Consider the following 26053-nt stretch of genomic DNA (forward strand, 5'->3'; position numbering starts at 1 on the left):
GAACATGCGATTTGTGGATCAGGTAGTAGCCGTCACGGGTGCGGCACAAGGCATCGGTCGTTCGATCGCCGAAGCTTTCGCCGCGGAAGGTGCCAAGGTGGCAGTCGTGGACGTCCAACGCGACAAGGCCCAGGAAGTTGTCGACGCGATCGTGGCCAAGGGCGGCATCGCGTTGGCCGTGCAATGCGATGTGGGCTCGCGAGAGGAGGTCGACCGCGCCGCGGCAGAGATCAAGGCTGCCTGGGGTCCCATCGAGGTATTGGTGAGCAATGCCGGCATCACCCGCCCGGCCATGATCCGCAAGATGTCAGAGCCGCAGTGGCAGGACGTCATGTCGGTGCATCTGGATGCATCGTTCTACTGGTTGCAGGCGGTGGTCGAGGACATGGTCGAGATGGGCCACGGCCGGATCATCTACTCATCGTCGTCGACGGCGCAGAACGGCTCGATCGGGCAGGTCAACTACGCCGCCGCGAAAGCCGGGATTCTGGGACTCATGCGCTCGGCGGCGCGAGAGCTCGGCCGGTACGGGATCTTGGTCAACGCGATCGCTCCCGCGGCGGCAACCGAGATGACCGAGACGGTCCGCACCGATCCGCGCTTTGCCGGCAGCGTCGAGAAGACGACGCTGCGCCGGTGGGCCGAGCCGGACGAGATCGCACCCGCGTACCTCTATCTTGCGAGCGAGGCGTCGAGCTTTGTCACCGGACAGGTGCTCTCGGTCGACGGCGGCGGGATGCTCGTCCGCTAGCCAGACCATTTACCGACTGTTATCTGCAAAGGGAGTTCTGCCACATGTCTGACATCGTCACCTCCGAGCGATCCGCCATGGATCGGCTGCTGTCACCGCGTTCCATCGCGGTCGTCGGAGCATCCGACAAACCGAATCGGATCGGCACACAGGTCTTCGACAACATCATCCGGGCCTTCTCAGGCGACCTCTACCCGGTCAACCCGCGCGGTGGGAGGATCAGCGGCTTCGACGCCGTTACAGCGGTTTCGGAGCTGCCGTACGGCGTCGACATGGCGGTGCTGATGGTCCCGGCCGGCCACGTCGTCGCGACCGTCGAACAATGCGCCGAACGGGGTATCGCCGGAGTCACGCTCCTGACCTCGGGCTTCTCCGAATCGGGTCCTGAAGGCGTGGCACTGCAGGACACACTGGCCGATGTCGCGAATCGCACGGGAGTGCGGATCATCGGCCCCAACTGCATCGGCTACATGAATCTGCACGACGGCGTCATGGCCAACTTCGCGATCCCCGCGAGCGTCGAGCTGCCGCCTGCCGGACCGGTCGCCCTGATCTCACAGAGCGGCGGCTTCGGCTCGTACATCACCACCAAGTCGCTTCTGGCCGGGCTCAAACTCGGCTGGTTCGTCAGCACCGGCAATGAGGTCGACGTCAACATCGCCGGCGTCTTGGCGCACATGGTCGAGCGCGACGAGGTCAAGGTGCTGCTGATGTTCAGCGAGACCCTGCGCGATCCCGACGTCTTCATCGATGCGGCCAGGAGAGCCCACGAGCTCGACAAACCCATCATCTTGCTCAAGGCCGGGCGCAGCGACGAGGCAGCCCGTGCGGCGATGAGTCACACCGCCTCGATCGTCGGCTCGGCCGATGTGCTCGATGCGGTGTGCCGGCAGTACGGCGTCATCGTCGTCGACACGATGGAGGAGCTGCTCGACCTGGGACTCATCTTCCAGGACGGCCGCCGGGCCAGCGGCGACCAGCTGGGCATCATGACGACGTCGGGCGGCGCGGGCGTCCTACTGGCCGATTGCGCGGCGGCCGAAGGACTAGGGGTCCCGTTGATCCCGGACGACTCGGCGCAGGCGATCGAGGCGCTCATGCCTCAGCCGTTCTACGGCAGTCTCGCCAATCCGGTCGACACGACGGCGCAGCTCGTCTCGGCGCCCGGTGCGTACGAACTCGTCCTGAATGCCCTGCTCGATGTTCCCGAGCTCGATCTGTTCACGACCGTGACGTGGGCCAGCCCTGGGCCGTCGAATGACGCGATCGTCACGGCGTACCAGAACACGTCCAAACCGTTCGCGGTGCTGTCGACGGGCTTCCTGCCCGAGTTCCAGGAGGTCGGGGTCCCGACATATCTGGATCCGAGGCGTGCAATCCATGCGCTCGCAGCTCTTTCACGGTATTCGGCCCGTCCCGAGCTCGATCCACGTCCTGAGGGAACCACCGGCGTCGACCATGCGCATCCGGTCTCCAAGCTGCTGGATCTTGCCCGTGGCCAGCGGGTCATGCTCGAGTCCGACGGCAAGGCCGTACTGGCCGAATACGGGGTGGCGACGACGAGGGAGACCACCGTCGCCAGCGCCGACGAAGCCGTCGCCGCTGCCGAAGCTATGGGCTGCGCCGTCGCGCTCAAGGTCATGTCGTATCAGCTTCCGCACAAGTCCGACGTCGGAGCGATCCGGCTAGGACTCAACGACGCCGCACAGGTACGCGAGGGCTACCAGAGCATGCTCGACGAGGTCGCGCAGAAGGCCCCGCACGCCGTGATCGAGAGCGTACTGGTGCAGGAGATGGTGCCCGCCCGGCTCGAGATGACGTGTGGAATGCAGCGCGACGCCGTGTTCGGGCCGGTCATCGCAGTGGGTCTTGGCGGTGTGACGATCGAGATCATGGCGGCCGCGGCACTGCTGCACGTACCGTTCAGCCGCGAGACCGCGATCCGGACGATCTCGGGGATGCTCGACGGCCGGCTCGTCTCGGCCGCGCGGGGGCTTTCCTCGTCGGAGGTCGAGGCGCTGGCCACCCTCATGGTCCAGGTGGGCCAGCTCGCCTGCGATTTCCCGGAGATCGCCGAGATCGACGTCAACCCCGTCAGGGTCAGCGACGGGCAGGCGATAGCCGCCGATGCGCTGATCGTCTTCGAGGCCGACGGGACCGATGCATGAGTCATGCAGACCTGATCGGTCATCGGTTCGCGAGCTACGAGTTCGTTGTCGAACAGGGCAAGATCGCCGAGTTCGCGCATGCCGTGCTGGCCGACAACCCGGTCCACTACTCGACCGATGAGGCCGCCGTGCGCGGCTATCCGGGCACGCTCGCACCGCCGACGTTCAGCGCGGCGTCCGCTCATTGGCACGATCCGGCCGCGGGGGACGAACTCGACCTCGATCTGCGACGTGTCCTCGCGGCGGGGGCGGAGTGGGAGTACTTCTGTCCGGTCGTGGCGGGCGACGTCCTGACCGTCTCGGGTCGGGTCGTCTCGGTCGAGCACAAGACCGGGCGGCGGGGCGGGATGACGCTCATCACGCGTGCCAACGACTTCGTCAAACAGGACGGGGTCCTGGCGATGACGGTGAGCAGCACGGTCATCGAGCTTGACGCAGCACCAGCCGAACCGGGGGGAACATCATGACCGACACGATCGAACTCGCGCCGCAGATAGGCGAGACCGCACCGACCAGGACGTTCGGTCCGCTGACCCGGAGTCACTTCGTGCGGTACGCGGGCGCCGGCGGCGACTTCAACCCCATCCACCACGACGAGTCCTTCGCGACCCGGGCCGGATACCCCTCGGTCTTCGGACACGGTCTGTTGACGGCCGGGGTGCTGTCGACGTTCGTGGCCGATTGGCTGGGCCAGGACAGGCTCCGTCGATTCAGCGTCCGCTACGTCGATCAGGTCTGGCCCGACGAGGTACTGACCGTGAGCGGAGTCGTGGAATCGGTCAAGGGCGCCGAGGACGGTCTGCTGATCGCGTGCGGGTTGTCGGTCAGCGCCGGTCGCGAGGGCGAGGAGGGCCGGCTCGTCCTGCGCGGTGCCGCCGAAGCCGTCTTCGGCGCGAGCACAGAAGGAGTGTCATGACGCCGGCCGATATCACCGTCACTGAACCAGCACCGCACGAAACGTACGTGCGGTTGCTGGGCGAAGGACAGATTCCCTACCAACGGTGCGAGACGTGCCAGAACGCGTTCTTCTTTCCGCGAGTTCTGTGCCCTGACTGCGGAGGAGTTGAACTGCGCTGGGAGGCCGCATCGGGTGCCGGCGTCATCTATTCGACGACGTCCGTTCCGCAGCGCGATGGTCCGAACTATGCACTCTGTCTGGTCGATCTGGAGGAAGGATTTCGCATGATGAGCAATGTGCTGGGGGTTCCGGCCGATGAGGTGCAGATCGGGGACCGCGTACTGGGCCGGATCGAGGCCTCGGCTGACGAATCGGCGGCCCGGGTCGTGTTCGACAAGGTCGCCGAGTGATGGGCGCACAGGACCTGCGCGGTCAAGCGATCATCTGCGGCGTCGCCGAATCAGAGCTCGGCGAGGTCGGGCAGGGACGTTATCCACTTGACCTCATGGGTGAGGCGGTCGCCGGGGCACTGGCCGATGCGGGGATCGCCAAGAACGAGGTCGACGGCCTGTTCACGGCGATTGCCGGGCGCGGGATGTCCAATCTCGACGCCGGCGAGTATCTCGGCATACGTCCGAGATACACCGACGGCACGATGATCGGCGGCAGCTCGTTTGTGTCTCATGTGCACCACGCGGCGCTCGCGCTCAGCCAGGGCGCATGTGATGTCGCGCTGATCGCGTACGGCAGCACCCAGCGCACCGACATGAGACGTCCGGTGCGGGGTGGATATCCGGCCGAACTGCCGTCCTACGAGGCGGCCTACGGGCCGCGTCATCCGATCACGGGCTACTCTCTGGCAGCGGCACGTCATATGCACGAGTACGGCACGACCCGTGAACAGCTCGCAGAGGTCGCCGTCGCGGCTCGACAGTGGGCGATGCTCAACCCCAAGGCGTTCAAACGCAGTCCGCTGACGATCGACGACGTGCTCTCGGCCCGGCCAGTGGCGTCACCGTTCACGACCCTCGACTGCTGCCTCGTCACCGACGGCGGCGGAGCGATCGTGATGACCCGCGCGGATCGCGCGACCGACCTGCCCCGGCCACCGGTGTACGTGCTGGGTGCGGGGGAGGCGCACTCGCACCGCTCGATCTCCCAGATGCCGGACCTCACGGTGACGGCGGCCAAGGAGTCGTCAGCACGGGCCTACGAGATGGCGGGTGTCGGGCCGAGCGATGTCGACGTCGTCGAACTCTACGACGCGTTCACGATCAATCCGATCCTGTTCCTTGAAGACCTCGGCTTCTGCCCCAAGGGCACGGGCGGCGAGTTCGTGGCGAACGGCCGGATCGCGCCAGGCGGGGAGCTTGCGGTCAACACCAACGGTGGCGGTCTGTCATATTGCCATCCGGGCATGTACGGGATCTTCACGCTGATCGAGGCCGTCCGGCAGATCAGAGGGGAGTGCGGAGAGCGTCAGCAAGGTCAGGTCGACATCGCTCTCGCACACGGCAACGGTGGCCAGCTGTCGAGCCAGGTCACGGCGATCCTCGGATCGGCGGCGACGCTGTGAACGACAAGACTGTGCTGACCGATCGCGACGGCGATGTGCTGATCGTGACGCTCAACCGTCCAGAGGTCTACAACGCTTTGACGCCACAGATGCTGCACAGCCTGACCGACGCCTGGGCCGAGGCGGCTGATCCATCGGTGCGCGCCGTCGTCGTGACGGGCGCCGGCCGGGGTTTTTGCGCGGGCGCGGATCTGAAGGCGTCCAGAGAGGGCCTCAGCCCGGCAACCAGCGGCCTCAGGCACACGTACAACCCGCACATCATGGCGCTGTCAGAGCTGGAGAAGCCGGTCATCGCCGCGATCAACGGAGCCGTCGCCGGAGCCGGAATGGGGCTCGCCTTCGCGGCCGACATCCGGATCGGGACACCACAGACCAAGTTCGTGCCCGCATTCGTGCCGATCGGACTCGTGCCTGATTCAGGGGTCACGTACTTCCTGCCCCGGTTGCTGGGTTACTCGCGGTCGTTCGACTGGCTCAGCAGCGGTCGGCCGCTCCTGGCCGACGAGGCGCTCGAGTGGGGACTGCTCAACGCCGTGATCGCCGCCGACCTCCTGATGGAGGAGGCGCTTGCGCGGGCACACCGGCTCGCCGCAATGCCCGGACTCGGCGTGGGCCTGACCAAACGAGCCCTGACCTATGCGAGCCGCAATCACCTGATGCAACAGCTCGAACTCGAAGTCGAACTCCAGCCCCTGGCCGTGGACGCCCCCGGACGGGCCGAAGCCAGAGCGCTGATGGTCGAGCGCCTCAAGAACTCACAGTGAAACACGTCGTAAGAGGAGAAGCCATGAACCAAGTCAGCGAAGAAGCTGTGCTCGTCGCGGTCGAGGACGGATTGATGACGGTGACGCTGAATCGCCCCGAGCGGCACAATGCGGTCAACGGGGCATTGCTGGAGGGACTGACCGCGGCGCTTCGCAGCGCTGGAAGCGACCCGTCGATCCGGGCGATCCTGTTGCGGGGCGCGGGCAAGTCGTTCTGTTCGGGCGGCGACGTCGAGTCCTTCGCCGACGGGGAGCCTGGCGAGGCGATGTCGGGCGGTCAGCAGGTCATCTCGATGACCCACGGTCGTGAGCTGCTCGAGACGATCATGGCGGTCAAACAGCCCATGGTGTGTGCCGTCAGAGGCTACGCACTCGGGCTGGGAGCCACGATCGCGCTGTTCGGCGATATTGTCGTCGCAGCCGAGAACGCCAGATTCGGCGACACCCACGTCAAAGTCGGGCTGGTCGCAGGCGACGGTGGGGCGGTCGCCTGGCCGCTGCTGATGTCGATGGCGCAGGCCAAGTACCACCTGCTGACCGGCGAACGGCTCAGCGGAACGGACGCCGAGCGGCTCGGTCTCGTCCTGAAAGCCGTGCCCGACGAGGAGCTGGACGCCGAGGCGGTCCGTCTCGCACGGCAGATGACCGCGCTGGCGCCCATGGCGGTCGCCGGCACCAAGGCGACGCTGAACCTGATCGTGCGCGAGCGGATGAACCTGGTCATCGACTACGGCCTGTTCTACGAGGCGGCGACGTTCTTGTCCGACGATCATCGTGAGGCGGCCACGGCATTCGTCGAGAAGCGGTCACCGCTGTTTCGAAACCGCTAGGGGGAGCGGGTGACCGACGTCAGACGTGACCGGGCCAGTCAACGGCTACGACTTCCGCGGGCCGCCTCGCCGCAACAGTTCTCGTCCTGGGCGGCGTACGAGGTACCGCCCGATGAGCAGGTGCGTGAGGGCATCTGGTCGCTGTCGATCCCGTTGCCGCCGGGAAATCCCATGGGCTACGTCAACTGTTACGTCTTCGTGGGGACGACCGGATTGACCGTCGTGGATCCGGGTTGGGACTTTCCCGCTGGACGGGAGGCGCTCCAACGGGGCCTGGCCCGGTTGGGCGCCGGGCTGGGGGACGTTTCGCACATCCTGGTCACCCACTTCCATGCCGATCACTATGGGGCCGCGCCGTGGCTCAGCCAGGTGTCGGGCGCGCGGATCGCGATGCACGCGTCCGATGCCGGCGTGTTCGATGCCGTGGCGCAGAGCACCGACGAACGTATCCGTTCGATCGCACAGTTCCTGATCGCGACGGGTGCTCCCCGCGACGAGATCGACGCATTGGGCCTCGAGCGCGGGATCATCGACGGACTTCGAGGTACTCCGGGGCCGGACGAATCCTTGGCGGCCGATGCCGTCGTGGACGCCGACGGGGTGCGTATCGAGGTATTGCACACGCCCGGCCACACCAAGGGGCACGCATGCTTCTACGTTCCCCATGAAGAACTGTTGCTCAGCGGCGATCACATCCTGCCGCGGATCAGTCCCAACGTGTCGTCATACGACCTTGGCGACAACGATCCTTTGGGCGATTACCTGGGGTCGCTGGCTTTGCTTAGACAGCGACGGGTGAGTCAGGTCTTACCGGGGCATGAGTACCGGTTCGACGACCTGGACGCGCGGCTCGACGAACTCCAGTCGCACCACGAGGCCCGTCTGGACGAGGCGTCCGAGCTGCTGGACGTATCTGGCGCCGCGACCTCATGGCAGGTGGCTGAGGGGCTGCGCTGGTCACGGCCGTGGGAGCACATGGAGCCCTATGCCAGACGTTCTGCCAACGGCGAAGCGCTGGCCCACCTCGTCCTGATGGAGCGCATGGGACGGGTGGAGCGTTCGTCCGGCCCCGTCATCACGTGGTCGGTCGTCGTATGAAGGCCGGTGAGCCGCTGCCCCGCGAGGTCAACGTGCTGGCTGTCATGGCCTTCATCGTCGCGGTCGGATTCGGCGTGCAGTCGCCGGCGATCCCAGTGTTCGCCGAACATCTGGGGGTCGGCAGTGCCGCCGTCGGCGCCCTCATCTCGGCGTTCGCCCTGATGCGACTGGTCTCTGGCCCGGTAGGTGGCAGATTCGTCAACCAGCTCGGCGAGACTCGGGTGCTGATATCCGGGATGTTCCTCCTGGCCGTCACGAGCGTCATTGCCGGCCTTGCCGTCAATTTCACCCAGCTGCTGATCATGCGAGGTGCCGGTGGGATCGGCTCGGCGCTGTACACCGTCGCGGCGATGAATCTGCTCTTCAGCGTCACCCCTTCGCATCAGACCGGCCGAGCCGTCGGCAAGTTCCAAGGTGCGTTCTACCTCGGCACGATCATCGGCCCTGCGATCGGCGGACTCATGTCGGGCTTCTCGCCGCGCATCCCGTTCTTCGCCTACGGCATCGCGATGGGTCTGGGCGGCTGCGTCGGCGTGATCTTCCTGCGCAAGCTGTCGCAGTCGCGTCGGGCGACTTCGTCGACCGAAGTCACGCCGTCGCGTCTGGCTGATGCGGTGCGGTTGCATTCCTATCGCACGGTCGTCTTCACCAACTTCACGATCGGCTGGGCGGTCTTCGGAGTACGTGTCTCGGTCATCCCGCTGTTCCTGCTCAACGTCGTCGGTGAGACGGCCGTGTGGATCGGGGTGGGTCTGTCGGTCTGTGCCATTGTGCAGGCCATCGCACTGCCCATCGCCGGGCGACGCGCAGACGTGTGGAATGCCCGCCGATCGCTGCTTGTCGGAGAGGGCATCGTGATCCTCGGCTTTCTGTCGATCCTCATCGGGGCGACCTTGCCGGGCTATCTGCTCGGGCTGGCCCTGTTGGGCCTCGGAACGGCATTCGTCACGACGGGAGGCTCGAAAGTCGTCGCCGGAATCGTCGGTTCCAAGGGCGGGGTCGTGGTCGCGGTGTATCAGAGCGGTTCCGATGCCGGCATGGTGATCGGTCCGCTTGTCGTCGGAGTGCTCGCCGAGGCCTACGGCTACAACGTCGCGCTGGGCGTGACGACCGGCGTCTTGGTCCTGGGGTTCGTCATGAGTGCGTTCCTACGCCCCAAGCAAACCGGTAACGCAACATGAAATGGAGTGACGATGTCGGACGTCGAGTATGAGACTGCAGGGGGCGTGGCGACCGTGACCTTGAACCGTCCCGGCTCCCTCAATGCGATCGACAGGAGCGTGCACGACGGCCTGGTCGCGTCATGCGCCCGAGCACAGGCGGATCCGGGCGTCCGGGTCGTGGTGCTACAGGGACGCGGTAGGGCGTTCTCAGCAGGCGGCGATCTACGCGCCGTCGCGGCCGGGCAGGACGTCGGTGATCCGGCCGATCTTGCTGCTGCACTGGAGGGCCTGTCGATGCCCGTCGTCGCCTCGGTCCACGGTTACTGCTTGGGGCAGGCCTTCGAGCTCGTCCTGAGCTGTGATCTGGTTGTGGCCGAGGCAGGCGCCCAGTTCGGCGAGGTCGAGATCCAGCACGGCTGGGCACCGCCCATTCCGATCACCTCGCGCGTCCTGGCGCCGCGCCACGCCAGCGAGGTGCTGCTTCTGGGTGAGATCTTCGGCGTCGAGGATGCGCTCCGGATGGGGATCGTCAACCGGGTCGCGGCGGAAGGCAGCCTCGCAGGGGAGTTGGCGAAGATCGTCGATCGGCTGGCCTCGCTGGATCCGGAGGTGCTCGCTGCCAACAAGCAGCAGATCAGGAGCAGGACGCTGCCCGTCTGAGACCATGGGGAGCGCACATCAGGCAGCACCGACAGAACAGGACCTCCATGGCTCTCGCCACCGGCATCGGCTCGATGCCCGGCACGGACTTCGCTGAATCCATGCGGATCGTCCTGGGGGAGGTCGGCGATTTCGCCTACGTCCCCGAACTGCCGGACCGTGGCGTTCACGCCGGCATGATCGGTCGGACGCTCGCACTGTTGGACGGGCTGGAGGCCGATCTGCAACCCGACGGCTGGCGCATCGGGGTGGGGGAGGGATCAGACGTTCGCCGTGCGCGTTCGCTGCTCGGCCAGGACCTCGATATGGCCGAGGAACTCACGCAGGGGTACCAGGGGCCGATCAAGATCCAGGTCACTGGACCACTGACTCTCGCCGCGACGGTCGAGCGTCCCAGAGGCGACAAGATGCTGGCCGATCACGGCGCTCGCCGAGAGATCAGTCAGTCATTGGCGGAGGGGCTCCGCACACATGTGTCGGACGTACGGCGTCGTTTCGATCAGGCCGATGTCGTCGTGCAGGTCGACGAGCCCGCGATCACGGCGGTGCTGACCGGAGGCATCCCGACGGCGAGCGGCTGGTCGCGTCACCGCAGCGTCCATCCGCCGGAGGCCGATCAGTTGTTGCGCAATGTCGTCGAAGCGATCACCGATGCGGGAGCGCGGGCCGTCGTCCATTCATGTGCTCCTGATGTCCCGGTCGAACTGCTGGCCGGTGCGGGTTTCGCCGCGATCTCGTTCGACCTGTCGCTGGCCAGGCCCGATGACATCTGGGCCGAGACGTTCGAGAGGGGTGTCGACCTGTGGTTCGGGGTGGTGCCGTCCTCGTCGGTTGAGCATGTCGAAACCGCCGAGAAAGCTTTGGCCGACCGGATCGACACGTTCTTCGGCCGGTTCGGCTTCGATGAAGAGGCGTACGCCGAGCGGTTGGTCGTGACTCCGACGTGCGGGCTGGCCGGCGCTTCTCCGCAGTGGGCGCGCAGCGCGCTCACGCTCGCGCGCACTGTCAGTGGCCGGCACTAGATTGATTGTGTGCGGCGATGCCGCCTACTAAGATGACTATCTACTTGGTCATCTGGAGGTTCTCATGTACGAGCCTGGACGCTCGGTCAGCGTCGCCGAGGCGAAGGCGCACCTGAGCGAGCTGCTCGATGCGGTGGAGAAGGGGGAACGGGTGCAGATCACCAGACGGGGCAAGCCGATTGCAGACCTGACTCCGCTCAAGGCGCCGCTGCCTCCGATCGACGTGGCTTGGTTGGCCAGCGTGGCAGCCGAGCTGCCCGCCTCTGATGTCGACGCTGTCGAGCAAGTTCGCCTGAGTCGTGACGACAGCCGCTACTGATGCTGTACGTCGAAACGAGCGTCATCGTCGCAGCGATGGGCAAGGAGCAGCTGTCACCAGTCGCAGTCCGTTGGCTCGCGGCCAACAGCGCCGAGTGTGTCATCTCCAGTTGGACGGTGGCTGAGTTGTCGAACGTCTACGCGCGCCGAACCCGCCTGGGAGAGCTTTCGTTTGAGCAACATGAGTTCGCGCTTGCGGCGATCGGTCGGTTGGTGCAGAGCTTCACTCGCGTTGCGTTGGGCGATGTGGATGTGACGGCTGCGGCGCAGATGGTTGATCGCTGGGACGTCGGGGTACGGGTTGCCGATGCCGTGCACCTCGCTGGGGCTCGACGTCATGACTGCGCCCTGGTGACGTTCGATCGCCGCATGCGCGATGCGGCCCGTGCTTTCGGAGTCTCGATCGTTGAGGAGATGGAGTGAGGGATGCTGACGGGCCAACTACGGGCTGCGGCGATAAAGTCGGGTCATGGTGACTGACGACGAGCTGCGTCAGCAGCACAAGCAACTGAGCGAGACGATCGACGAGCACCGTCAGCGTTATCACCGCGACGACGCGCCGACGATCTCCGACGGTGAGTACGACCAGCTGATGCGCGAGCTCGAGGCGCTGGAAGAACAGCTTCCCGAACTCCGCACCCCCGACTCGCCCACGCAGCAGGTCGGCGGTGCGATCTCGTCGTCCTTCGAGGCCTACCAGCATCGCGAGCGTCTGCTGAGCCTCGACAACGCATTCTCCAGCGAGGAACTCGCCGCGTGGTACGGCAGACTCATCCGCGAAGGCGTCGACGATGCGGAGTTCCTCTGCGAACTCAAGGTCGACGGTCTGGCCATCTCGCTGACCTACGAGAACGGCCGGCTCACCCGAGGTGTGACGCGTGGCGACGGCCGGGTCGGCGAAGACGTCACCGAGAACGTCCGGACGATCAAAGCGATCCCGCACCGGCTTACCGCAACCGACGACTACCCGGTTCCGGCCTATGTCGAAATTCGTGGTGAGGTGTTCTTCCCGACCAAGGAGTTCGAGGACTTCAACACCGCGTGGGCCGAATCGGGCAAAACGCCATTCTCCAATCCGCGCAATGCCGCGGCCGGAACGCTTCGCATGAAGGACGCTTCGGTCACCGCTTCACGTCCGTTGTCGATGGTGTGTCACGGACTGGGCTACCGCGACGGCTTCAATCCCGATCGCCAGAGCGAGGCATACCTGGCACTCAAGGCCTGGGGTCTGCCGACGAGTGACCGCGCGAAGGTGCTGCCTGACTTGGCCGCGGTCGAAGAGTTCATCGCCTACTACGGCGAACACCGGCACGATGTCGTCCACGAGATCGACGGTGTCGTCGTCAAGGTCGACCAGGTCGACCGGCAACGCCGCCTCGGCTCGACGTCGCGCGCGCCGCGCTGGGCCATTGCTTGGAAGTATCCGCCCGAAGAGGTCAACACCCGGCTGCTCGACATCAGGGTCAATGTCGGCCGCACCGGTCGGGTGACGCCCTACGGCGTCATGGAGCCGATCCGGGTCGCGGGTTCGACCGTCGAAATGGCGACGCTGCACAACCAGTTCGAGGTCAAACGCAAAGGCGTGCTGATCGGTGACATGGTCGTCCTGCGCAAGGCCGGGGATGTCATTCCAGAGATCGTCGGACCGGTTGTGGCGCTACGTGACGGGACGGAGCGTGAGTTCGTCATGCCCACGGAGTGCCCGTCGTGCGGTACGCCGCTCGCGCCCTCGCGTGAGGGGGAGAAGGACTTCCGCTGCCCCAACACCCGATCCTGCCCCTCGCAGCTGCGCGAACGACTGACTCACGTCGGCGGACGCGGGGCATTCGATATCGAGGTGTTCGGCTGGGAGGGCGCGACGGCCTTGCTCGAGGCCGGCGTGCTGACCGACGAGGGCAAGTTGTTCTCGTTGACTGCTGCCGATCTGATGAAGACCGACCTGTACACCCGCGCGGCGAAGAAGACCGAGGTCGATCAGGCCGTCGACGGCAAAGTACTCAGTGCCAACGGTCTCGCGCTGATCGACAATCTTGAGAAGGCCAAACAGCAACCGCTGTGGCGAGTCCTGGTCGCACTGTCGATCCGGCACGTCGGTCCGACGGCGGCGCGAGCCCTCGCAACGCACTTCGCGACGATGGAGGCGATCCGGGCCGCGACGGTCGAAGAGCTGTCAGCGGTCGAAGGCGTCGGTCCGACGATCGCCGAGGCGGTCGTCGACTGGTTCGGGGTCGACTGGCACGTGGCGATCGTCGAAGCCTGGGCCGAAGCAGGCGTGCGTATGCACGACGAGCGCGATGAGTCCATCGTCCGGACCCTCGAAGGACTGACCGTCGTGGTCACCGGCTCACTTCAGCGCTTTACTCGCGACTCGGTCAAGGAGGCGATCATCGTCCATGGCGGCAAGGCATCGGGTTCGGTTTCGAAGAAGACCGACTATGTGGTCGTCGGCGAGAGCGCCGGCTCGAAGGCCGACAAGGCCGAAGAGCTCGGACTGAAGATTCTCACCGAGGAGCAGTTCGAACAGCTCCTCGCCGAAGGGCCCGACGGCCTGGAGGCCTAGCATCGAGAGGTGCCGCCCCGTTCCCCTCTTCCACCCCGTCACGGATTGGGGGCGGCATGGCTGCGGACGCCTGATCGCGACAAGCCACGACCGACCCCGTGGCCGACGATGGGCGACTGGCTGCGGCACCGGCTGCCCGAACGGGTCGACATCGACGCTTTGCTGACCGAACAACGGTTCGTCTACGACGATCTGCGCCCCGTCGCCGAGCATGATCCCTACACGCCGCACACGTTCATCTGGTTCCATCGTGATCTACCGGTCGAAGCCGATGTGCCCGGCGAGATCCACATCGTCCACCGCGACGAACGGCTCGTCGTGATCGACAAACCGGCATTCCTCTCGTCGATTCCGCGCGGCAAACACGTACGCCAAAGCGTCGTGGTTCGGCTGCGCGACGAGTTGGGCCTCCCTGAACTGACGCCGATGCACCGGCTCGACCGGATCACGTCGGGATTGCTGATGCTCGCGACCGAACGACGCTGGCGCGGCGCGTACCAAACGCTGTTCCAGGACGACCGAGTCACCAAGACCTATCGCGCATTGGCGCCGATCGATCCGAACCTCGAATTGCCGATCACGGTCAGGAATCATCTCGTCAAGCGCCGCGGCTCCTGGCAGGTCGACATCGTGCCCGAAGCGGCGATCAACGCCGAGACATTGATCGAGCTGGAGCGCGAGGTCGACGGCCGGGGCATCTACCGCCTCACCCCGCGCACGGGACGCACGCATCAGCTGCGCGTCCACCTCAACGGGCTAGGCATCCCCATCATCGATGACCCGTTGTATCCGACGGTAGAGGACATCGCGCTGGACGATTTCGACCATCCGCTGCAGCTGCTGGCAGCCGAACTGGCATTCATCGACCCGATCGACGGCACCGAGCGAACTTTCAGCAGCGTGCGTCAACTTCCACTGACCGGGAACTGAGCCTCAGGCTTCAGGTAGCTCCGAGATCGCGAGCGCGACGAACACCACGATCGATGCCGCTGCGAAGCCGATGCCCCACAACCAGAGCCCGCCTGCGGCGGCGTAGAGCGCAACGGTCAGGAACAACATGATCTGCACGATGAGGCGGGTCGGATTGTCGAGGCGGCGTGCCGAGTTCGGGCTCATCCACTGCACCCAGATTCCGAGCGCGACGAATGCCAGGAATCCGCCGATCGCCCAACCACGCCAGCCGTCGTCGAAGCCGTGACCGGCGAACACAAGCAGCACGACCATCGCGGTTTCGCATATCAAGGCAAGCGAATCGAGCGGACCCACGTCGGTCGGCTTCTGTGGAGGCATGCACTCAGCCTAGACAGTGCTACTTTCGCGACATGACCGAGTCGCCCCGCCCCAGTCCGGTGATCCTGCTCGTGGGAAGCGATGCCAATCGGGAGGTACTGGCCGACGAATTCGCGAACCGCTACGCCCGCGACTACGACATCCGCACGACATCTGGCGTCCGAGCAGTCGACCTCACCCGCGAGCTGGTCACCGACAGTCGACAGATTGCCCTGATCGGCATCGATTTCGAAGTCGAAGGTGATCCGCTGGATCTGATGGACGCGCTTCGTGGCTTGTCCCCGGGGAGCCGGCGAGTCGTCCTGATCCGGTTCGGGCAGTTCCAGCCCGCCCTCGAGATCTTGCGGCCCGCGCTCGGCATGGGCCGTCTCGACACCTATCTGCTGATCCCACAGGCACCGCGTGACGAAGAATTCCACACCGCGATCGCCGAATATCTCTCTGACTGGGCGTCGTCGTCGGCGACGCCCGAGATCGTCGGAGTGCAGATCGTCGACGATGGCCGCCAGGTCGAGGTCGCTGGAATCCGCGACTTCCTCGATCGCATGGGCGTGGCGTGGACCCGATACCGACCCGACAGCCCGGTCGGTCGCGAGTTGATCGCCGGATTGGACGGTGGAGCCGAGCTGCCGATCGTCGCGGCATTCGGCCGTCCGCCGTTGTCTGGAGCGACCCATCAGATGGTGGCTTCCACGTTCTACGGCACGCCTGCCGACCTGGGTGACGACTACGTCGCGGATCTGCTCATCGTCGGTGCGGGACCTGCCGGCCTGGCGGCAGCCGTGTACGGCGCATCGGAGGGGCTGGGCACCGTCGTCCTCGATTCTGAAGCAGTCGGTGGGCAGGCCGGCACCAGCTCGATGATCCGCAATTACCTCGGTTTCCCGCGGGGCGTCTCGGGTATGCGATTGGCGTTTCGGGCCCGCCTCCAGGCGACTCGGTTCGGGGCCCGGATCTTCACAGGTCGCTCGGCCGATGGTCTGAAAATAGGTGAGCTGCATGAGATCACCTACAACGGCGGGACGGTCCGATCGCGTGCGCTGCTGATCGCGTGTGGTGTCCGCTACCGCAGACTCGGCGTGCCGGGTCTGGAGGCCCTGGCCGGATTGGGTGTCCACTACGGAGCGGCCACCAGCTTCGCGCGCGATATGGAGGGTCGGGACGTGTTCATCGTCGGCGGCGGGAACTCTGCCGGTCAGGCCGCGATCCATCTGGCCAGGTTCGCCCGCTCGGTCACGATCGTGATCCGCCGGCCGAGTCTGGCCGAGACGATGTCGGCTTATCTGATCGACGAGATCGAGGGCCAGAGCAGGATCACAGTCTGTACGGCGTCCCAGGTCACGGACGGCGGAGGTGAGGGACGTCTGCAATGGATCGATCTGGACTGCAACGGCGAGAGCCGGCGATTGGCAGCCGACGGGCTCTTTCTCCTGCTGGGTGCTGAGCCAGGGTGTGACTGGTTGCCGGACTCGGTGAGTCGCGATGAGGACGGCTTCATCCTGACCGGGCGAGATGTGCCCAAGGAGTTGTGGCGTGACGGTATGCCGCCGGCACCGCTCGAGACGTCGGTGCCGGGAATCTTCGCCGCAGGCGATATCCGATCCGGCTCGATGAAGCGGGTCGCCTCGGCCAGCGGCGAAGGAGCCGGTGCCGTCTCACAGGTCCACGCCCACCTCGCCGCGGCGGTGCGTTAGCGTCCACTTCAGGTGCCAGTGTGGACGCCATCGCACCGCCCACCCCAGGGGGTGGACGCTAACGCACCTACCCAGAGCTGCGGGATCAGACGGAGCGGACCCGTTTGATGATGCTCGCGGAGAGTTCGTCCGGGTTCTGGTCGGGCAGCCAGTGCGTGGCGCCTTCGACGACTTCGAATTCATAGGGCGCCGAGACGTACTGCGGTGTCAACTCCGCGCCGCGTCGCACGAGAGCCGTGTCGCGGTCACTCCAGACGTACGTCGTCGGGACGTGGACGCGCCGGCCGAACTCACCAGGCGCCAGGAACATCGAGCGGTAGTAGCCGAGCCCACCGCGCAGCGCTCCGTCAGCGACGATCTCGCGACGGAAGGTTCCGATCATGTGGGAGTCCATACCGGCGCCCCGCAGCATCTTCTCGCCGAAACCGCCCGGCTTGCTGAGCATCAACTCGGGCAGGAACGGGATCTGGAACAGCATCATGTAGTACGACTTGAGGATCTGCGAACTGCTGAACATCGACTTCAAGAACGCTCCGGGATGCGCGACCGAAACAGCCGTCAGTGTCCGCAGAGAATCGGGGTGATTCGCCGCGACGCCCCACGCGACGGCCGAACCCCAATCGTGACCGACCAGGTGCACGGGTTGACCGATCTCGTCGATCAGCGCCTTGACGTCGCCGACCAGACCCGTGATCCGGTAGGCGAATCGTGACTTCGGACGGGCGCCGGGGGAGTAGCCCCGCTGATCGAGGGCATAGGTACGCATCCCCTCGGTGTGCAATCGCTCCGACACGGCGGCCCATGATGTCGCCCGCTGCGGGAATCCGTGCAGCAGTACGACGGGAGTGCCGTCGATCGGGCCGGTGTCGATGACGTCGAAGGTGAATCCGTCGTGTCGGATCTGCGAGATTCGGGAGTCTGACATGACCTACATCCTGTCAGAGAACACGATTATCTGGATAGGGTTTGCCGCCGGTGCGATGCCCGGCGACCGGGGAACCACGACGTCACTACGATGGAATCTTGCAACCCCCATCGGCCTGCAAGACCAACCACCTCAAGGAAGCTGCATGTCTGAGCCCTCAAAGGGTATTTCGCGCGATGATGTCGTCCATCTGGCCGGCCTTGCCCGCATCGACCTCAGCGACGCTGAACTCGATCACCTCGCTGCTGAACTTCCCGCCATTCTCGAGCACGTCGCAAGCGTCCAGGAGGCGGCCGGTGACGATATCCCGGCGATGAGCCATCCGGTTCCGGTCGACAACGTGTTCCGCGAGGACGTCGTGCGTCCTAGCCTCTTGCCCGAAGCCGCACTGGCCGCTGCGCCGGCGTCCGACCAACAGCGGTTCCTCGTGCCGAAGATCTTGGGGGAATCATGAGTGAGCGCCAGCGAGCGAACATTGAGACATTCATGCTGATGCCTCTTTACCGTTGCTTCTTCGAGGAGGCGTCAGCATGACGGATAGCGATCTGACTCGCTTCAGCGCCGACGATCTGGCGCATATGTTGGCTGACAAGGAAGTCTCCTCCGTCGAGGTGACCCAGGCGATGGTCGACCGGATCGAGGCTGTTGACGGCGAGATCCACGCGTTCTTGCATGTCGACGCCGAAGGCGCTTTGGCGACGGCGCTCGAGATCGACGACCGCCGTGTCAAGGACGAACCGCTGTCGTACCTCGCAGGCGTGCCGATCGCGGTCAAGGACGTCTTCGCGACGATCGGCATGCCCACGACGTGTGGCTCCAAGATTCTCGACGGATGGATCCCGCCCTACGACGCGACTGTGACGGCCAAGATCAAGGCCGCCGGCCTGCCGATCCTCGGCAAGACCAATATGGACGAGTTCGCGATGGGGTCGACGACTGAGCACTCCGCGTACGGTCCGACGCACAATCCCTGGGACACGAGCCGAGTCCCCGGAGGATCAGGCGGTGGTTCGGCGGCCGCGGTCGCGGCCTTCCAAGCTCCGCTGGCAGTGGGCACCGACACAGGCGGATCGATCCGTCAGCCCGGCGCCCTGACCGGCACCGTGGGCGTCAAGCCCACCTACGGCGGCATCAGCCGCTACGGCCTGGTCGCGATGGCGAGCAGCCTCGACCAGGCCGGACCTGTCACGCGGACGGTTCTCGATGCGGCGCTGCTGCACGAGCTGATCGCGGGCCACGATCCGATGGACTCGACCAGCATTCCCGACGCGGTACCGGCAGTTGTCGCGGCCGCGCGTCGAGCCGACGTCAAGGGTCTGAAGATCGGCATCGTCAAGGAGCTCAGCGGCGAAGGCTTCCAGCCTGGCGTCGAGGCGCGTTTCAACGATGCCGTCGAGCTTCTGACTTCGGCCGGAGCCGAGGTCGTCGAGGTGTCGATCCCGAGCCTGAAATACGCCCTGGGTGCCTACTACCTGGTCATGCCGAGCGAAGCCAGCAGCAACCTGGCCAAGTTCGACGCGATGCGCTACGGCGTCCGCGTCCCTCCTGCAGGGGTCGATGATCCGAGCGCCGAGCAGGTCATGGCCTCGAGCCGCGACGCCGGCTTCGGCGACGAGGTCAAGCGCCGCATCATTTTGGGAACGTACGCCCTGTCGAGCGGCTACTACGACGCGTACTACGGCTCGGCACAGAAGGTGCGCACGGTTCTGGCACGCGACTTCGCGGCTGCTTTCGCAGGCGTCGACGTGCTGGTCTCGCCGACATCGCCGACCACGGCCTACCCGTTGGGTGACAAGCTCGACGATCCGTTGGCGATGTACCTCGGCGATGTCGCCACGATCCCGGCCAATCTGATCGGTATCCCCGGTCTGTCCCTGCCGGTCGGTCTGGCCGACGAGGACGATCTGCCTGTCGGCCTGCAGTTCCTGGCTCCGCAGAAGGCCGATGACCGGCTGTACAACGCTGCGGCGGCGCTGGAGCGGCTGCTCGAAGACAAGTGGGGCGGCACGCTGCTGTCCAAGGCTCCTGAGCTGGAGGTCGCACGATGAGCGTTGAGACATTGGTTCCGTTCGACGAGGCCATCAGCCGGTACGACCCCGTCATGGGGCTCGAGATCCACATCGAGCTCAACACCGCCACCAAGATGTTCTGCGGTTGCCCCACCGAGTTCGGTGCAGAACCCAACACGCAGGTCTGCCCCGTATGTCTGGCGCTGCCCGGCGCACTGCCGGTCGTCAACGCGAAGGCCGTCGAGTCCGCGATCCGGATGGGCCTGGCACTCAACTGCGAAATTGCCGAGTGGTGCCGATTCGCGCGCAAGAACTACTTCTATCCCGATATGCCGAAGAACTTCCAGACCTCGCAGTACGACGAGCCCATCGCCTTCGACGGCTACGTCGACGTCGAGGTCGACGGCGAGACGTTCCGGATCGAGATCGAGCGTGCCCACATGGAAGAGGACACCGGAAAGGCCCTGCACGTCGGCGGCTCCACCGGACGCATCCACGGTGCTGACTTCTCACTGGTCGACTACAACCGTGCGGGCATCCCGCTGATCGAGATCGTGACCCGCACGATCGAGGTCCCCGCCGAGAAGGCTCCGGCCGTCGCCCGCGCGTACGTCTCGCACGTGCGGGACCTGATCGGCGGGCTCGGGGTCTCCGACGTCCGCATGGATCAAGGTTCGCTGCGCGCCGACGTCAATCTCTCGCTCAAGCCGAAGGGCTCCACGGTGCTCGGCACCCGTTCGGAGACCAAGAACGTCAACTCGTTCCGTTCGGTCGAACGGGCTGTGCGCTTCGAGATCTCGCGCCACGCCGGAATCCTCGACGAGGGCGGCAAGGTCGTCCAGGAGACCCGACACTTCCAGGAGGACACCGGCTCGACGTTGTCGGGCCGCGAGAAGTCCGACGCCGACGACTACCGGTACTTCCCCGAACCCGATCTCGCTCCGGTGTCGCCGTCGCGTGAGTGGGTCGAAGAGCTGCGGGCGACGTTGCCCGAACCCCCCGCGATCCGTCGCGCGCGGTTGCAGGCCGAGTGGGACTTCTCCGATCTCGACATGCGTGACACGATCGGCGCGGGAGCGCTCGACCTGATCGTGGCCACGGTCGAGGCCGGCACGACGCCCCAGACGGCGAAGAAGTGGTGGCTCGGCGAGATGGCCCGGCGGGCCAACGAGACGGGCCAGGACATCGACACGCTGGGCATCTCGCCGCAGCAGGTCGCCGAGATCCAGGGCCTCATCGACGCGGGCCGCATCAACGACAAGCTCGCCCGCGAGGTCTTCGACGGCGTCATCGCCGGCGAGGGAACGGCAGAAGAGGTCGTCGTGGGTCGAGGACTTGAGGTTGTCTCCGACGATGGCGCGCTCGGCGCCGCCGTCGACCGGGCGATCGAGGCCGATCCGGACGCCGCCGACAAGATCCGTGGCGGCAACCTCGGTGTGGCCGGGGCGCTGATCGGTGCGGTCATGAAAGAGATGCGCGGCAAGGCCGACGCGGGTCGCGTCCGCGAGCTCATCCTCGAGAAGCTGTCGTAACCTGCGCCGGTCCGCAGTGCCGCTGATGTCGATTCGTCAGGCGGGGCTGCGAGCCGGCGTCTAGGCTTTTCGACACGTCCAGGGGAGGGAGACCCATGCGACATGAGACGGATCAAGACGATCCCGATGCGGTCTGGCTGTGGCATCGCCGCGGCCTGATCCGCTTTGGCGGCTGCTTCGTCGTCCTGGCGTTGGCGACCGCGGTCACCGATCCATCCAGCCCGGCCGCATGGCTGATGCTGGCCGCGGTGGTGGCGGGCGCCGGCGTGTTGTTCGGTCTGCTCGTGGCCACGCACCAGATCCATCGGCGTTGGTCGCTCATGATGTGGCCGCTCGCACTGTGCGCGGGGATCTCGGTGCTCGACCTGGTGGCCCATCAGGCTGCGGGACTTGTCATGGGACTGGTCGTGCTGTCGTTCCTGTTCATCGGATTGAGTCAGCCGCCGCGCCGCGGTCTGTGGTTCGTGCCGCCGGCAGCGCTGCTGTTCCTGCAGGTGCAAGACCTCGAACCGAAGGCGGCCGCGGTCCGGCTGCCGATTTCCGCGCTGGTGTGGATCATCTGCGCGGAGGTTCCGGCCAAGCTCATCAAAGAGCTGCGCGAGAAGCAGCGAGCGCTTGAGCTGCTTGCGACAACCGACAGTCTGACCGGGCTGCTCAACCGTTCGGGCCTCGACGTCCAGCTCGAACGGGCCGGTGCCACGGGTGCAGTCGCGATCATCGATCTCGACCACTTCAAGCAGTTCAACGACAAGTTCGGTCATGTGGCCGGTGACGTGGCTCTGATGGACTTCGCATCTGAGATGCATGACGGTACACGTCCCACCGATAAGGTGTTCCGTTACGGCGGTGAGGAGTTCGTGATCGTTCTCGTCGACACGACGGTCGACGAGGCGACAGGTGTGCTGGCGCGTATCGCCGCGTCATGGGCCGAGCATCCGTCCGGTCTGACGTTCAGCGCCGGGGTGACGCACGGAGGTATCGGCGCGGTCCGCGCGGCCGATGCGCTCCTGTACCGGGCCAAAGCTGAGGGACGCAATCGCGTCGTGGTCGACTCCGACGACGCCGGACGGCCGGTCAGCTCGGGTTCTTGACCCGCCTGAGCAGGTCGAGCAGTTCGTCGAGCACGAGCGCTGGAAATTCCAGCGGGATGAAATGGGTCGCCTCGAGCTCGCGGTAGCGCGAACCTCTGACTCGCTGTGCGGCGCTCAGCATGTGTCGTGCGCCGGTGAAGACGTCCCACTTGCCGGCGATGAAGGTGACGGGCACGTCGATCGCCGACAATGAGATCCGTGGCTGCTCGGAGACTCCGATCGCGAGTTTGGCGTACCAGGTCGGATGCGTCGTGCAGAACTCCTTCATCAACGCGTTCAGGTGAGCTGGATCAGCGGCGGGGTTGACGATGCGTGAACGTCGGACGAGGTTGGCCGTCGGGGTGGTCCAGGGTATGCGTCTGGTCGCGGGCGCCAGGATCGAACCTGACAGGCCGGCGGCCCGGGTGAAGGCGACCATCAGCTGCCTGGCGAGCGCGGTTGGCATCTTCAATGGTGTGAGCATGGTTCCGAAGGTGTTGCCGGGGACACCGGCGACGGCGAGGATTCCGGTGACCCGCTCGGGATGTCTGGCGGCCAGCTCGAAGGCGATCGTGACCCCGGCCGACCAGCTGGCGACGACACACGATTCGACTCCGGCATCGTCCATGACGGCTATCGCATCCTCGACGAATGCGTCGAGGTCGACCCGATCGTCTGCGGGGCGCTCCGATCCGCCGACACCGCGGTGGTTCCACGAGATGATGTGCACGCCGCAGTCGGGTTGCAGGAGGGACGGCCACGCGTGTGGATTGGTGCCGAGTCCATTCGACAGCAGCACGGTGGGTCCGGTGGCACCGTTGGTCCAGGCACGCAGACGGGTGCCATCGGCGCTGGTCACGTCGTGATAGCGCACGAAACCGGGACTGGTCGTCGTCACGCGCTGATTGTTCATGCCTGCTCAGGTGAGCGCAAGCACCGCGTCGACCAGGCGTTCCGCACCGCCGCCGGACTGGGGCAGGAACAGGCTCGGTTCTGCCAGCTCCAGCTCGATCAGCACCGGCGAGCCGTCCGCCGCCGTGAGCAGGTCTACCCGCGCATACAACGGCGGGGTCTGAAGACCCAGAAGCGAGGTGGCGACGTCGAGGACGTGGTCGGAAAGCTCACGTTGCGCGGCGGTCGGCGTGCGCGACGTGATGGCCTCACGGCTGTCACGGTCTTGGCGGATGCCCTCGCCTGCCGTCAGCAGGGGGCCCTTGCGGATCGCATGCGAGAAGGTGCCGCTGAAGTGCAACATCGCGGTCTCGCCTTCGTCGTCGACCGACGAGATGTACGGCTGGGTCATCGAGGTCCGACCGGCTGCGACGAGGTCCGCGCTGTGCGCCCAGACGTCCTCACGACTGCCCCAACGGGCGGTGTCCTTCGACCCCGCCGAGATCGTCGGCTTGACGACCCATTCGGCGTGGTCGCCGATGTTGTCGCCAGGTGCCACATCCCATTGTGTGGGGATGATCGGTACCCCTGCGGCCTCGAGCTGCCGCAGATAGACCTTGTCGGTGTTCCACCTCAAGATGTCGTGTGAGTTATGCAAACGCGGGACCGAGGCGGCCCAACCCAAGAACTCCTCGCGGCGTGTTGTGTAGTCCCAGCACGACCGCACGACAACCGCGTCGTAGCCGTCCCAATCGATCGCCGGATCATCCCAGACGACGATCTCGGCGGACGTCCCGCGATCGGCGGCCGCGGCTGTCAGGAGGGGGAGATCGGGATCGAGCGGACGGTGGGTGGAAGTGGTCACGAAAGCTAGGGTCACGCCGCTATCTTGCCACTGCGCACATCACAATATGTCTTATGAGTATGCCTATGCTTATATCGTGACCGGACTGGTGCGGGTGGCGGTGATCATCGATCTCGTGGGCTCGCGCCGTCACTCCGACCGCAAGTGGGTGCATCAGTCCATGCGCTCGGCGATGCAGAGGGTCAACGGACTGGTGGAGTTCGACCATCCGCTCGAGGCGACCTTCGGAGATGAGTCCCAAGGGCGGTTCATGACGCTCGACGACGCATTGCGTGCCACGTTGATGCTCAGGCTGGCGCTGCCCGAGGGCATGGATTGTCGTGCCGGTATCGGCATCGGTGCGGTCGAAGATCTGGACGTAGGTGCTTACGGACCCATCCAGGATGGGCCGGCGTGGTGGGCTGCACGCGATGCGATCGTCGAGGCGAAGGCCAGAGAAGTGGCTCGCAATCCGACGCTGCGTACGTGGTATGCCCTCGCCGATCAGCCAGGGTTCGTGACCTCCGGCTACGCGTCTCCCGCGTTGATCAACGCCTTCTTGCTGGTCCGCGATGAGGTTGTCACGCATATGTCACCGCGCTCGCGTCGATTGATGCTGGGGCTGATGTTGAGCAAGTCTCAGGCCGAGATGGCAGCCGATGAGGGGGTCACCCAGTCGGCGGTCTCACAGAGCTTGCGGCGCAGCGGCGCCGCCGCGGTGCTGAGTGCACACGAGCTCCTAATAGCCGACCAAACCGGCGATCAGGAACAGCGGCGCGGCCACCGCTGAGAGACGCATGGCGGCGCGGACACAGCTGTATTTGCGGGCCACGATCCGCGACAACTCGAACAGCTGGTGCCGAGTCCGGTCCTCAAGTCGAGGAGGGTGTTTGTCGAGTGCCGAGTCGAGTTCCTCGAGATCCTGATAGGTCGCGACGTGCCCCCAGTAGAAGACGTCGCGGGACTTGGGCGGCAGGGTGAACCGTGGCCAGACGGCTGCTGCTGCGCTGCCGACCGAGGCCGCAGCAGCCAGTGCGCCGGCCCACCACAGCAGGCCCCCAGCGAGATTGAGATCGGTCGGGGTCCAGTCGCGCGCGATCAAGCCACCGAGGATCGCGCCGAAGCCGATTCCCAACACTGCAAGCACCATGGAAGCCTTGTGATCGGCAGCGCCTACTTCATTGCGGGCCTCGGCCAGCATGGCGAGTTCGACCTCGCTGGGAGTTCCGTGGGACACACCGACATCCTCTGCGCATCGTGATGAGTCCGCAATATAGCAATCCGGGTTGAGCGAGCAATGCGTCAATCTCGCACTATTGATATGTCTAAATCAACCCTCTTGCATTGATTACCTAGAATCAACCCGTATATATTGATTTCATGTTCGCGATGACGATTGACCAACGGCGTAGCCGGGACAATCCAGATGCAGTCCCGGAGCTGCTGGACGCGCTCAACACCCATCGGTTGGTCAGACGGTTCGAACGTACGGCCGGTGACGAGGTGCAAGGGCTCATCGACGACCCGGGCGTCGCGGTCGATCTGGTTGCTGCTGTCGCGAGTAGGGGCAGTTGGTGGGTGGGCATCGGAATCGGGGAAGTGGAGACCCCGATTCCTCGGTCTGTACGCGAGAGCCGAGGTCCCGCGCTCGTCTTCGCTCGCGCAGCAGTCGAGCGGGCACCCAAGTCCTCCTCCGGTGTCGCGGTGAGTGGGGACGATGTCGTGTACGCAGAAACCGCCGTCCAGGCTCTCGCAGGAATCATTGCCGAACGCAGCCCGGAAGGGCATCAGGCTGTCGCCGCGCTACAACGCAGCACGAGTCAAAGACAAGCCGCTCAGCTCCTCGGGATCTCGGCCCAGGCCATCAGTAGCCGGTTGCGGGTGGCGCGCTGGGCCGACGAGCAGAGAATGCGCGAACTGGCTGTTCATCTGATGGCCCAAGTCGAAAGGCAGACGCAGACCGCAGTCGAGAACGGCGACTAAGCCTGAC

General features: G+C 65.5%; 28 protein-coding genes. 23 read left to right on the plus strand and 5 right to left on the minus strand.

The features are described from left to right. Window positions 1–4: 4 nt before the first annotated feature. The 16 genes from ACXJKC_RS13190 (at window position 5) to ACXJKC_RS13265 (ending at window position 14738) form a co-directional block, all read left to right on the plus strand. Window positions 5–751, plus strand: coding sequence for an SDR family NAD(P)-dependent oxidoreductase (locus ACXJKC_RS13190; RefSeq protein WP_456697189.1), 747 nt, complete (start codon window positions 5–7; stop codon window positions 749–751). A gap of 44 nt (window positions 752–795) precedes the next feature. Continuing rightward, window positions 796–2919 (plus strand): acetate--CoA ligase family protein, encoded by a 2124-nt coding sequence (locus ACXJKC_RS13195; RefSeq protein ID WP_456697190.1) that lies wholly within the window; start codon window positions 796–798, stop codon window positions 2917–2919. Beyond that, the gene (locus ACXJKC_RS13200; RefSeq protein WP_456697191.1) at window positions 2916–3386 is read left to right on the plus strand and encodes an FAS1-like dehydratase domain-containing protein; all 471 of its coding nucleotides are present in this window, start codon (window positions 2916–2918) and stop codon (window positions 3384–3386) included. The genes ACXJKC_RS13195 and ACXJKC_RS13200 overlap by 4 nt, the downstream gene beginning before the upstream one ends. After that, a complete protein-coding gene (locus tag ACXJKC_RS13205) occupies window positions 3383–3835 on the plus strand; it encodes a MaoC/PaaZ C-terminal domain-containing protein (protein ID WP_456697192.1) in 453 nt (150 codons plus the stop codon). Before ACXJKC_RS13200 ends, ACXJKC_RS13205 begins: the two co-directional genes overlap by 4 nt. Next, window positions 3832–4227 carry a Zn-ribbon domain-containing OB-fold protein gene (locus tag ACXJKC_RS13210; RefSeq protein ID WP_456697193.1) on the plus strand — a complete coding sequence of 132 codons (396 nt, stop codon included), beginning with the start codon at window positions 3832–3834 and terminating at the stop codon, window positions 4225–4227. Before ACXJKC_RS13205 ends, ACXJKC_RS13210 begins: the two co-directional genes overlap by 4 nt. Then, complete coding sequence (locus tag ACXJKC_RS13215; protein WP_456697194.1) at window positions 4227–5393, plus strand: acetyl-CoA acetyltransferase; 1167 nt, start codon at window positions 4227–4229, stop codon at window positions 5391–5393. Before ACXJKC_RS13210 ends, ACXJKC_RS13215 begins: the two co-directional genes overlap by 1 nt. Continuing rightward, window positions 5390–6157, plus strand: coding sequence for an enoyl-CoA hydratase/isomerase family protein (locus tag ACXJKC_RS13220; protein WP_456697195.1), 768 nt, complete (start codon window positions 5390–5392; stop codon window positions 6155–6157). The genes ACXJKC_RS13215 and ACXJKC_RS13220 overlap by 4 nt, the downstream gene beginning before the upstream one ends. Window positions 6158–6180: 23 nt before the next feature. Continuing rightward, window positions 6181–6987, plus strand: a complete 807-nt coding sequence (locus tag ACXJKC_RS13225; RefSeq protein ID WP_456697196.1) for an enoyl-CoA hydratase/isomerase family protein — start codon at window positions 6181–6183, stop codon at window positions 6985–6987. Window positions 6988–6996: 9 nt separating this feature from the next. Next, window positions 6997–8085 (plus strand): MBL fold metallo-hydrolase, encoded by a 1089-nt coding sequence (locus tag ACXJKC_RS13230; RefSeq protein WP_456697197.1) that lies wholly within the window; start codon window positions 6997–6999, stop codon window positions 8083–8085. Next, entirely contained in the window at window positions 8067–9266 is a 1200-nt protein-coding gene (locus ACXJKC_RS13235) for an MFS transporter (RefSeq protein ID WP_456697198.1), read from the plus strand. The genes ACXJKC_RS13230 and ACXJKC_RS13235 overlap by 19 nt, the downstream gene beginning before the upstream one ends. A gap of 12 nt (window positions 9267–9278) precedes the next feature. Continuing rightward, window positions 9279–9908 (plus strand): enoyl-CoA hydratase/isomerase family protein, encoded by a 630-nt coding sequence (locus ACXJKC_RS13240; RefSeq protein ID WP_456697199.1) that lies wholly within the window; start codon window positions 9279–9281, stop codon window positions 9906–9908. Window positions 9909–9955: 47 nt separating this feature from the next. Continuing rightward, window positions 9956–10930, plus strand: a complete 975-nt coding sequence (locus ACXJKC_RS13245; protein WP_456697200.1) for a methionine synthase — start codon at window positions 9956–9958, stop codon at window positions 10928–10930. 64 nt (window positions 10931–10994) lie between these two features. Further along, entirely contained in the window at window positions 10995–11249 is a 255-nt protein-coding gene (locus tag ACXJKC_RS13250) for a type II toxin-antitoxin system Phd/YefM family antitoxin (RefSeq protein WP_456697201.1), read from the plus strand. Beyond that, window positions 11249–11671: a type II toxin-antitoxin system VapC family toxin gene (locus tag ACXJKC_RS13255; protein ID WP_456697202.1), complete on the plus strand. Its 423-nt coding sequence runs from the start codon at window positions 11249–11251 to the stop codon at window positions 11669–11671. Before ACXJKC_RS13250 ends, ACXJKC_RS13255 begins: the two co-directional genes overlap by 1 nt. Before the next feature lie 46 nt (window positions 11672–11717). Beyond that, window positions 11718–13808, plus strand: coding sequence for an NAD-dependent DNA ligase LigA (gene ligA / locus ACXJKC_RS13260; protein WP_456697203.1), 2091 nt, complete (start codon window positions 11718–11720; stop codon window positions 13806–13808). Between the two features lie 108 nt (window positions 13809–13916). After that, on the plus strand, window positions 13917–14738 hold the full coding sequence (locus ACXJKC_RS13265; RefSeq protein ID WP_456697497.1) for a pseudouridine synthase: 822 nt from the start codon (window positions 13917–13919) through the stop codon (window positions 14736–14738). 3 nt (window positions 14739–14741) lie between these two features. On the opposite strand, the gene ACXJKC_RS13270 is transcribed toward ACXJKC_RS13265, so the two are convergent. Next, window positions 14742–15098 (minus strand): DUF2568 domain-containing protein, encoded by a 357-nt coding sequence (locus ACXJKC_RS13270; protein ID WP_456697204.1) that lies wholly within the window; start codon window positions 15096–15098, stop codon window positions 14742–14744. Window positions 15099–15130: 32 nt separating this feature from the next. Between ACXJKC_RS13270 and ACXJKC_RS13275 the strand changes: the two genes are divergently transcribed. After that, window positions 15131–16792: an FAD-dependent oxidoreductase gene (locus ACXJKC_RS13275; protein ID WP_456697205.1), complete on the plus strand. Its 1662-nt coding sequence runs from the start codon at window positions 15131–15133 to the stop codon at window positions 16790–16792. An 85-nt stretch (window positions 16793–16877) separates the two neighbouring features. On the opposite strand, the gene ACXJKC_RS13280 is transcribed toward ACXJKC_RS13275, so the two are convergent. Then, entirely contained in the window at window positions 16878–17717 is an 840-nt protein-coding gene (locus tag ACXJKC_RS13280) for an alpha/beta fold hydrolase (RefSeq protein WP_456697206.1), read from the minus strand. Window positions 17718–17862: 145 nt separating this feature from the next. On the opposite strand from ACXJKC_RS13280, the gene gatC reads away from it, so the two are divergent. From gatC to ACXJKC_RS13300, 4 genes are all read left to right on the plus strand, one after another. Next, window positions 17863–18171, plus strand: a complete 309-nt coding sequence (gene gatC / locus ACXJKC_RS13285) for an Asp-tRNA(Asn)/Glu-tRNA(Gln) amidotransferase subunit GatC (RefSeq protein WP_456697207.1) — start codon at window positions 17863–17865, stop codon at window positions 18169–18171. A gap of 76 nt (window positions 18172–18247) precedes the next feature. Further along, the gene (gene gatA / locus ACXJKC_RS13290) at window positions 18248–19765 is read left to right on the plus strand and encodes an Asp-tRNA(Asn)/Glu-tRNA(Gln) amidotransferase subunit GatA (protein WP_456697208.1); all 1518 of its coding nucleotides are present in this window, start codon (window positions 18248–18250) and stop codon (window positions 19763–19765) included. Beyond that, complete coding sequence (gene gatB, locus ACXJKC_RS13295) at window positions 19762–21258, plus strand: Asp-tRNA(Asn)/Glu-tRNA(Gln) amidotransferase subunit GatB (protein WP_456697209.1); 1497 nt, start codon at window positions 19762–19764, stop codon at window positions 21256–21258. Before gatA ends, gatB begins: the two co-directional genes overlap by 4 nt. 95 nt (window positions 21259–21353) lie before the next feature. Then, on the plus strand, window positions 21354–22349 hold the full coding sequence (locus tag ACXJKC_RS13300; RefSeq protein WP_456697210.1) for a GGDEF domain-containing protein: 996 nt from the start codon (window positions 21354–21356) through the stop codon (window positions 22347–22349). Here ACXJKC_RS13300 and ACXJKC_RS13305 read toward each other — a convergent pair. Further along, window positions 22333–23226, minus strand: coding sequence for an alpha/beta fold hydrolase (locus ACXJKC_RS13305; RefSeq protein ID WP_456697211.1), 894 nt, complete (start codon window positions 23224–23226; stop codon window positions 22333–22335). The two genes, ACXJKC_RS13300 and ACXJKC_RS13305, sit on opposite strands and share 17 nt — an antisense overlap. 21 nt (window positions 23227–23247) lie before the next feature. After that, window positions 23248–24084: an ATP-grasp domain-containing protein gene (locus ACXJKC_RS13310; protein WP_456697212.1), complete on the minus strand. Its 837-nt coding sequence runs from the start codon at window positions 24082–24084 to the stop codon at window positions 23248–23250. A gap of 76 nt (window positions 24085–24160) precedes the next feature. Between ACXJKC_RS13310 and ACXJKC_RS13315 the strand changes: the two genes are divergently transcribed. Then, entirely contained in the window at window positions 24161–24853 is a 693-nt protein-coding gene (locus ACXJKC_RS13315; RefSeq protein WP_456697213.1) for a SatD family protein, read from the plus strand. Here ACXJKC_RS13315 and ACXJKC_RS13320 read toward each other — a convergent pair. Then, window positions 24803–25300 carry a Pycsar system effector family protein gene (locus tag ACXJKC_RS13320; RefSeq protein ID WP_456697214.1) on the minus strand — a complete coding sequence of 166 codons (498 nt, stop codon included), beginning with the start codon at window positions 25298–25300 and terminating at the stop codon, window positions 24803–24805. The genes ACXJKC_RS13315 and ACXJKC_RS13320 overlap by 51 nt on opposite strands. 152 nt (window positions 25301–25452) lie before the next feature. On the opposite strand from ACXJKC_RS13320, the gene ACXJKC_RS13325 reads away from it, so the two are divergent. Then, window positions 25453–26046, plus strand: coding sequence for a hypothetical protein (locus ACXJKC_RS13325; RefSeq protein ID WP_456697215.1), 594 nt, complete (start codon window positions 25453–25455; stop codon window positions 26044–26046). Window positions 26047–26053: the final 7 nt, after the last annotated feature.

It is taken from the genome of Aeromicrobium sp. P5_D10 (assembly GCF_054049535.1).

Coding starts and splice junctions, on each gene's coding strand:
- ACXJKC_RS13255 (WP_456697202.1), top strand. CDS start 11,249: ATGCTGTACGTCGAAACGAGCGTCATCGTCGCAGCGATGGGCAAGGAG.
- gatC (WP_456697207.1), top strand. CDS start 17,863: ATGTCTGAGCCCTCAAAGGGTATTTCGCGCGATGATGTCGTCCATCTG.
- ACXJKC_RS13250 (WP_456697201.1), top strand. CDS start 10,995: ATGTACGAGCCTGGACGCTCGGTCAGCGTCGCCGAGGCGAAGGCGCAC.
- ACXJKC_RS13280 (WP_456697206.1), bottom strand. CDS start 17,717: ATGTCAGACTCCCGAATCTCGCAGATCCGACACGACGGATTCACCTTC.
- ACXJKC_RS13195 (WP_456697190.1), top strand. CDS start 796: ATGTCTGACATCGTCACCTCCGAGCGATCCGCCATGGATCGGCTGCTG.
- ACXJKC_RS13200 (WP_456697191.1), top strand. CDS start 2,916: ATGAGTCATGCAGACCTGATCGGTCATCGGTTCGCGAGCTACGAGTTC.
- ACXJKC_RS13300 (WP_456697210.1), top strand. CDS start 21,354: ATGCGACATGAGACGGATCAAGACGATCCCGATGCGGTCTGGCTGTGG.
- ACXJKC_RS13215 (WP_456697194.1), top strand. CDS start 4,227: ATGGGCGCACAGGACCTGCGCGGTCAAGCGATCATCTGCGGCGTCGCC.
- ACXJKC_RS13275 (WP_456697205.1), top strand. CDS start 15,131: ATGACCGAGTCGCCCCGCCCCAGTCCGGTGATCCTGCTCGTGGGAAGC.
- ACXJKC_RS13190 (WP_456697189.1), top strand. CDS start 5: ATGCGATTTGTGGATCAGGTAGTAGCCGTCACGGGTGCGGCACAAGGC.
- ACXJKC_RS13205 (WP_456697192.1), top strand. CDS start 3,383: ATGACCGACACGATCGAACTCGCGCCGCAGATAGGCGAGACCGCACCG.
- ACXJKC_RS13225 (WP_456697196.1), top strand. CDS start 6,181: ATGAACCAAGTCAGCGAAGAAGCTGTGCTCGTCGCGGTCGAGGACGGA.
- ACXJKC_RS13210 (WP_456697193.1), top strand. CDS start 3,832: ATGACGCCGGCCGATATCACCGTCACTGAACCAGCACCGCACGAAACG.
- gatA (WP_456697208.1), top strand. CDS start 18,248: ATGACGGATAGCGATCTGACTCGCTTCAGCGCCGACGATCTGGCGCAT.
- ACXJKC_RS13325 (WP_456697215.1), top strand. CDS start 25,453: ATGACGATTGACCAACGGCGTAGCCGGGACAATCCAGATGCAGTCCCG.
- gatB (WP_456697209.1), top strand. CDS start 19,762: ATGAGCGTTGAGACATTGGTTCCGTTCGACGAGGCCATCAGCCGGTAC.
- ACXJKC_RS13265 (WP_456697497.1), top strand. CDS start 13,917: ATGGGCGACTGGCTGCGGCACCGGCTGCCCGAACGGGTCGACATCGAC.
- ACXJKC_RS13245 (WP_456697200.1), top strand. CDS start 9,956: ATGGCTCTCGCCACCGGCATCGGCTCGATGCCCGGCACGGACTTCGCT.
- ACXJKC_RS13270 (WP_456697204.1), bottom strand. CDS start 15,098: ATGCCTCCACAGAAGCCGACCGACGTGGGTCCGCTCGATTCGCTTGCC.
- ligA (WP_456697203.1), top strand. CDS start 11,718: ATGGTGACTGACGACGAGCTGCGTCAGCAGCACAAGCAACTGAGCGAG.
- ACXJKC_RS13240 (WP_456697199.1), top strand. CDS start 9,279: ATGTCGGACGTCGAGTATGAGACTGCAGGGGGCGTGGCGACCGTGACC.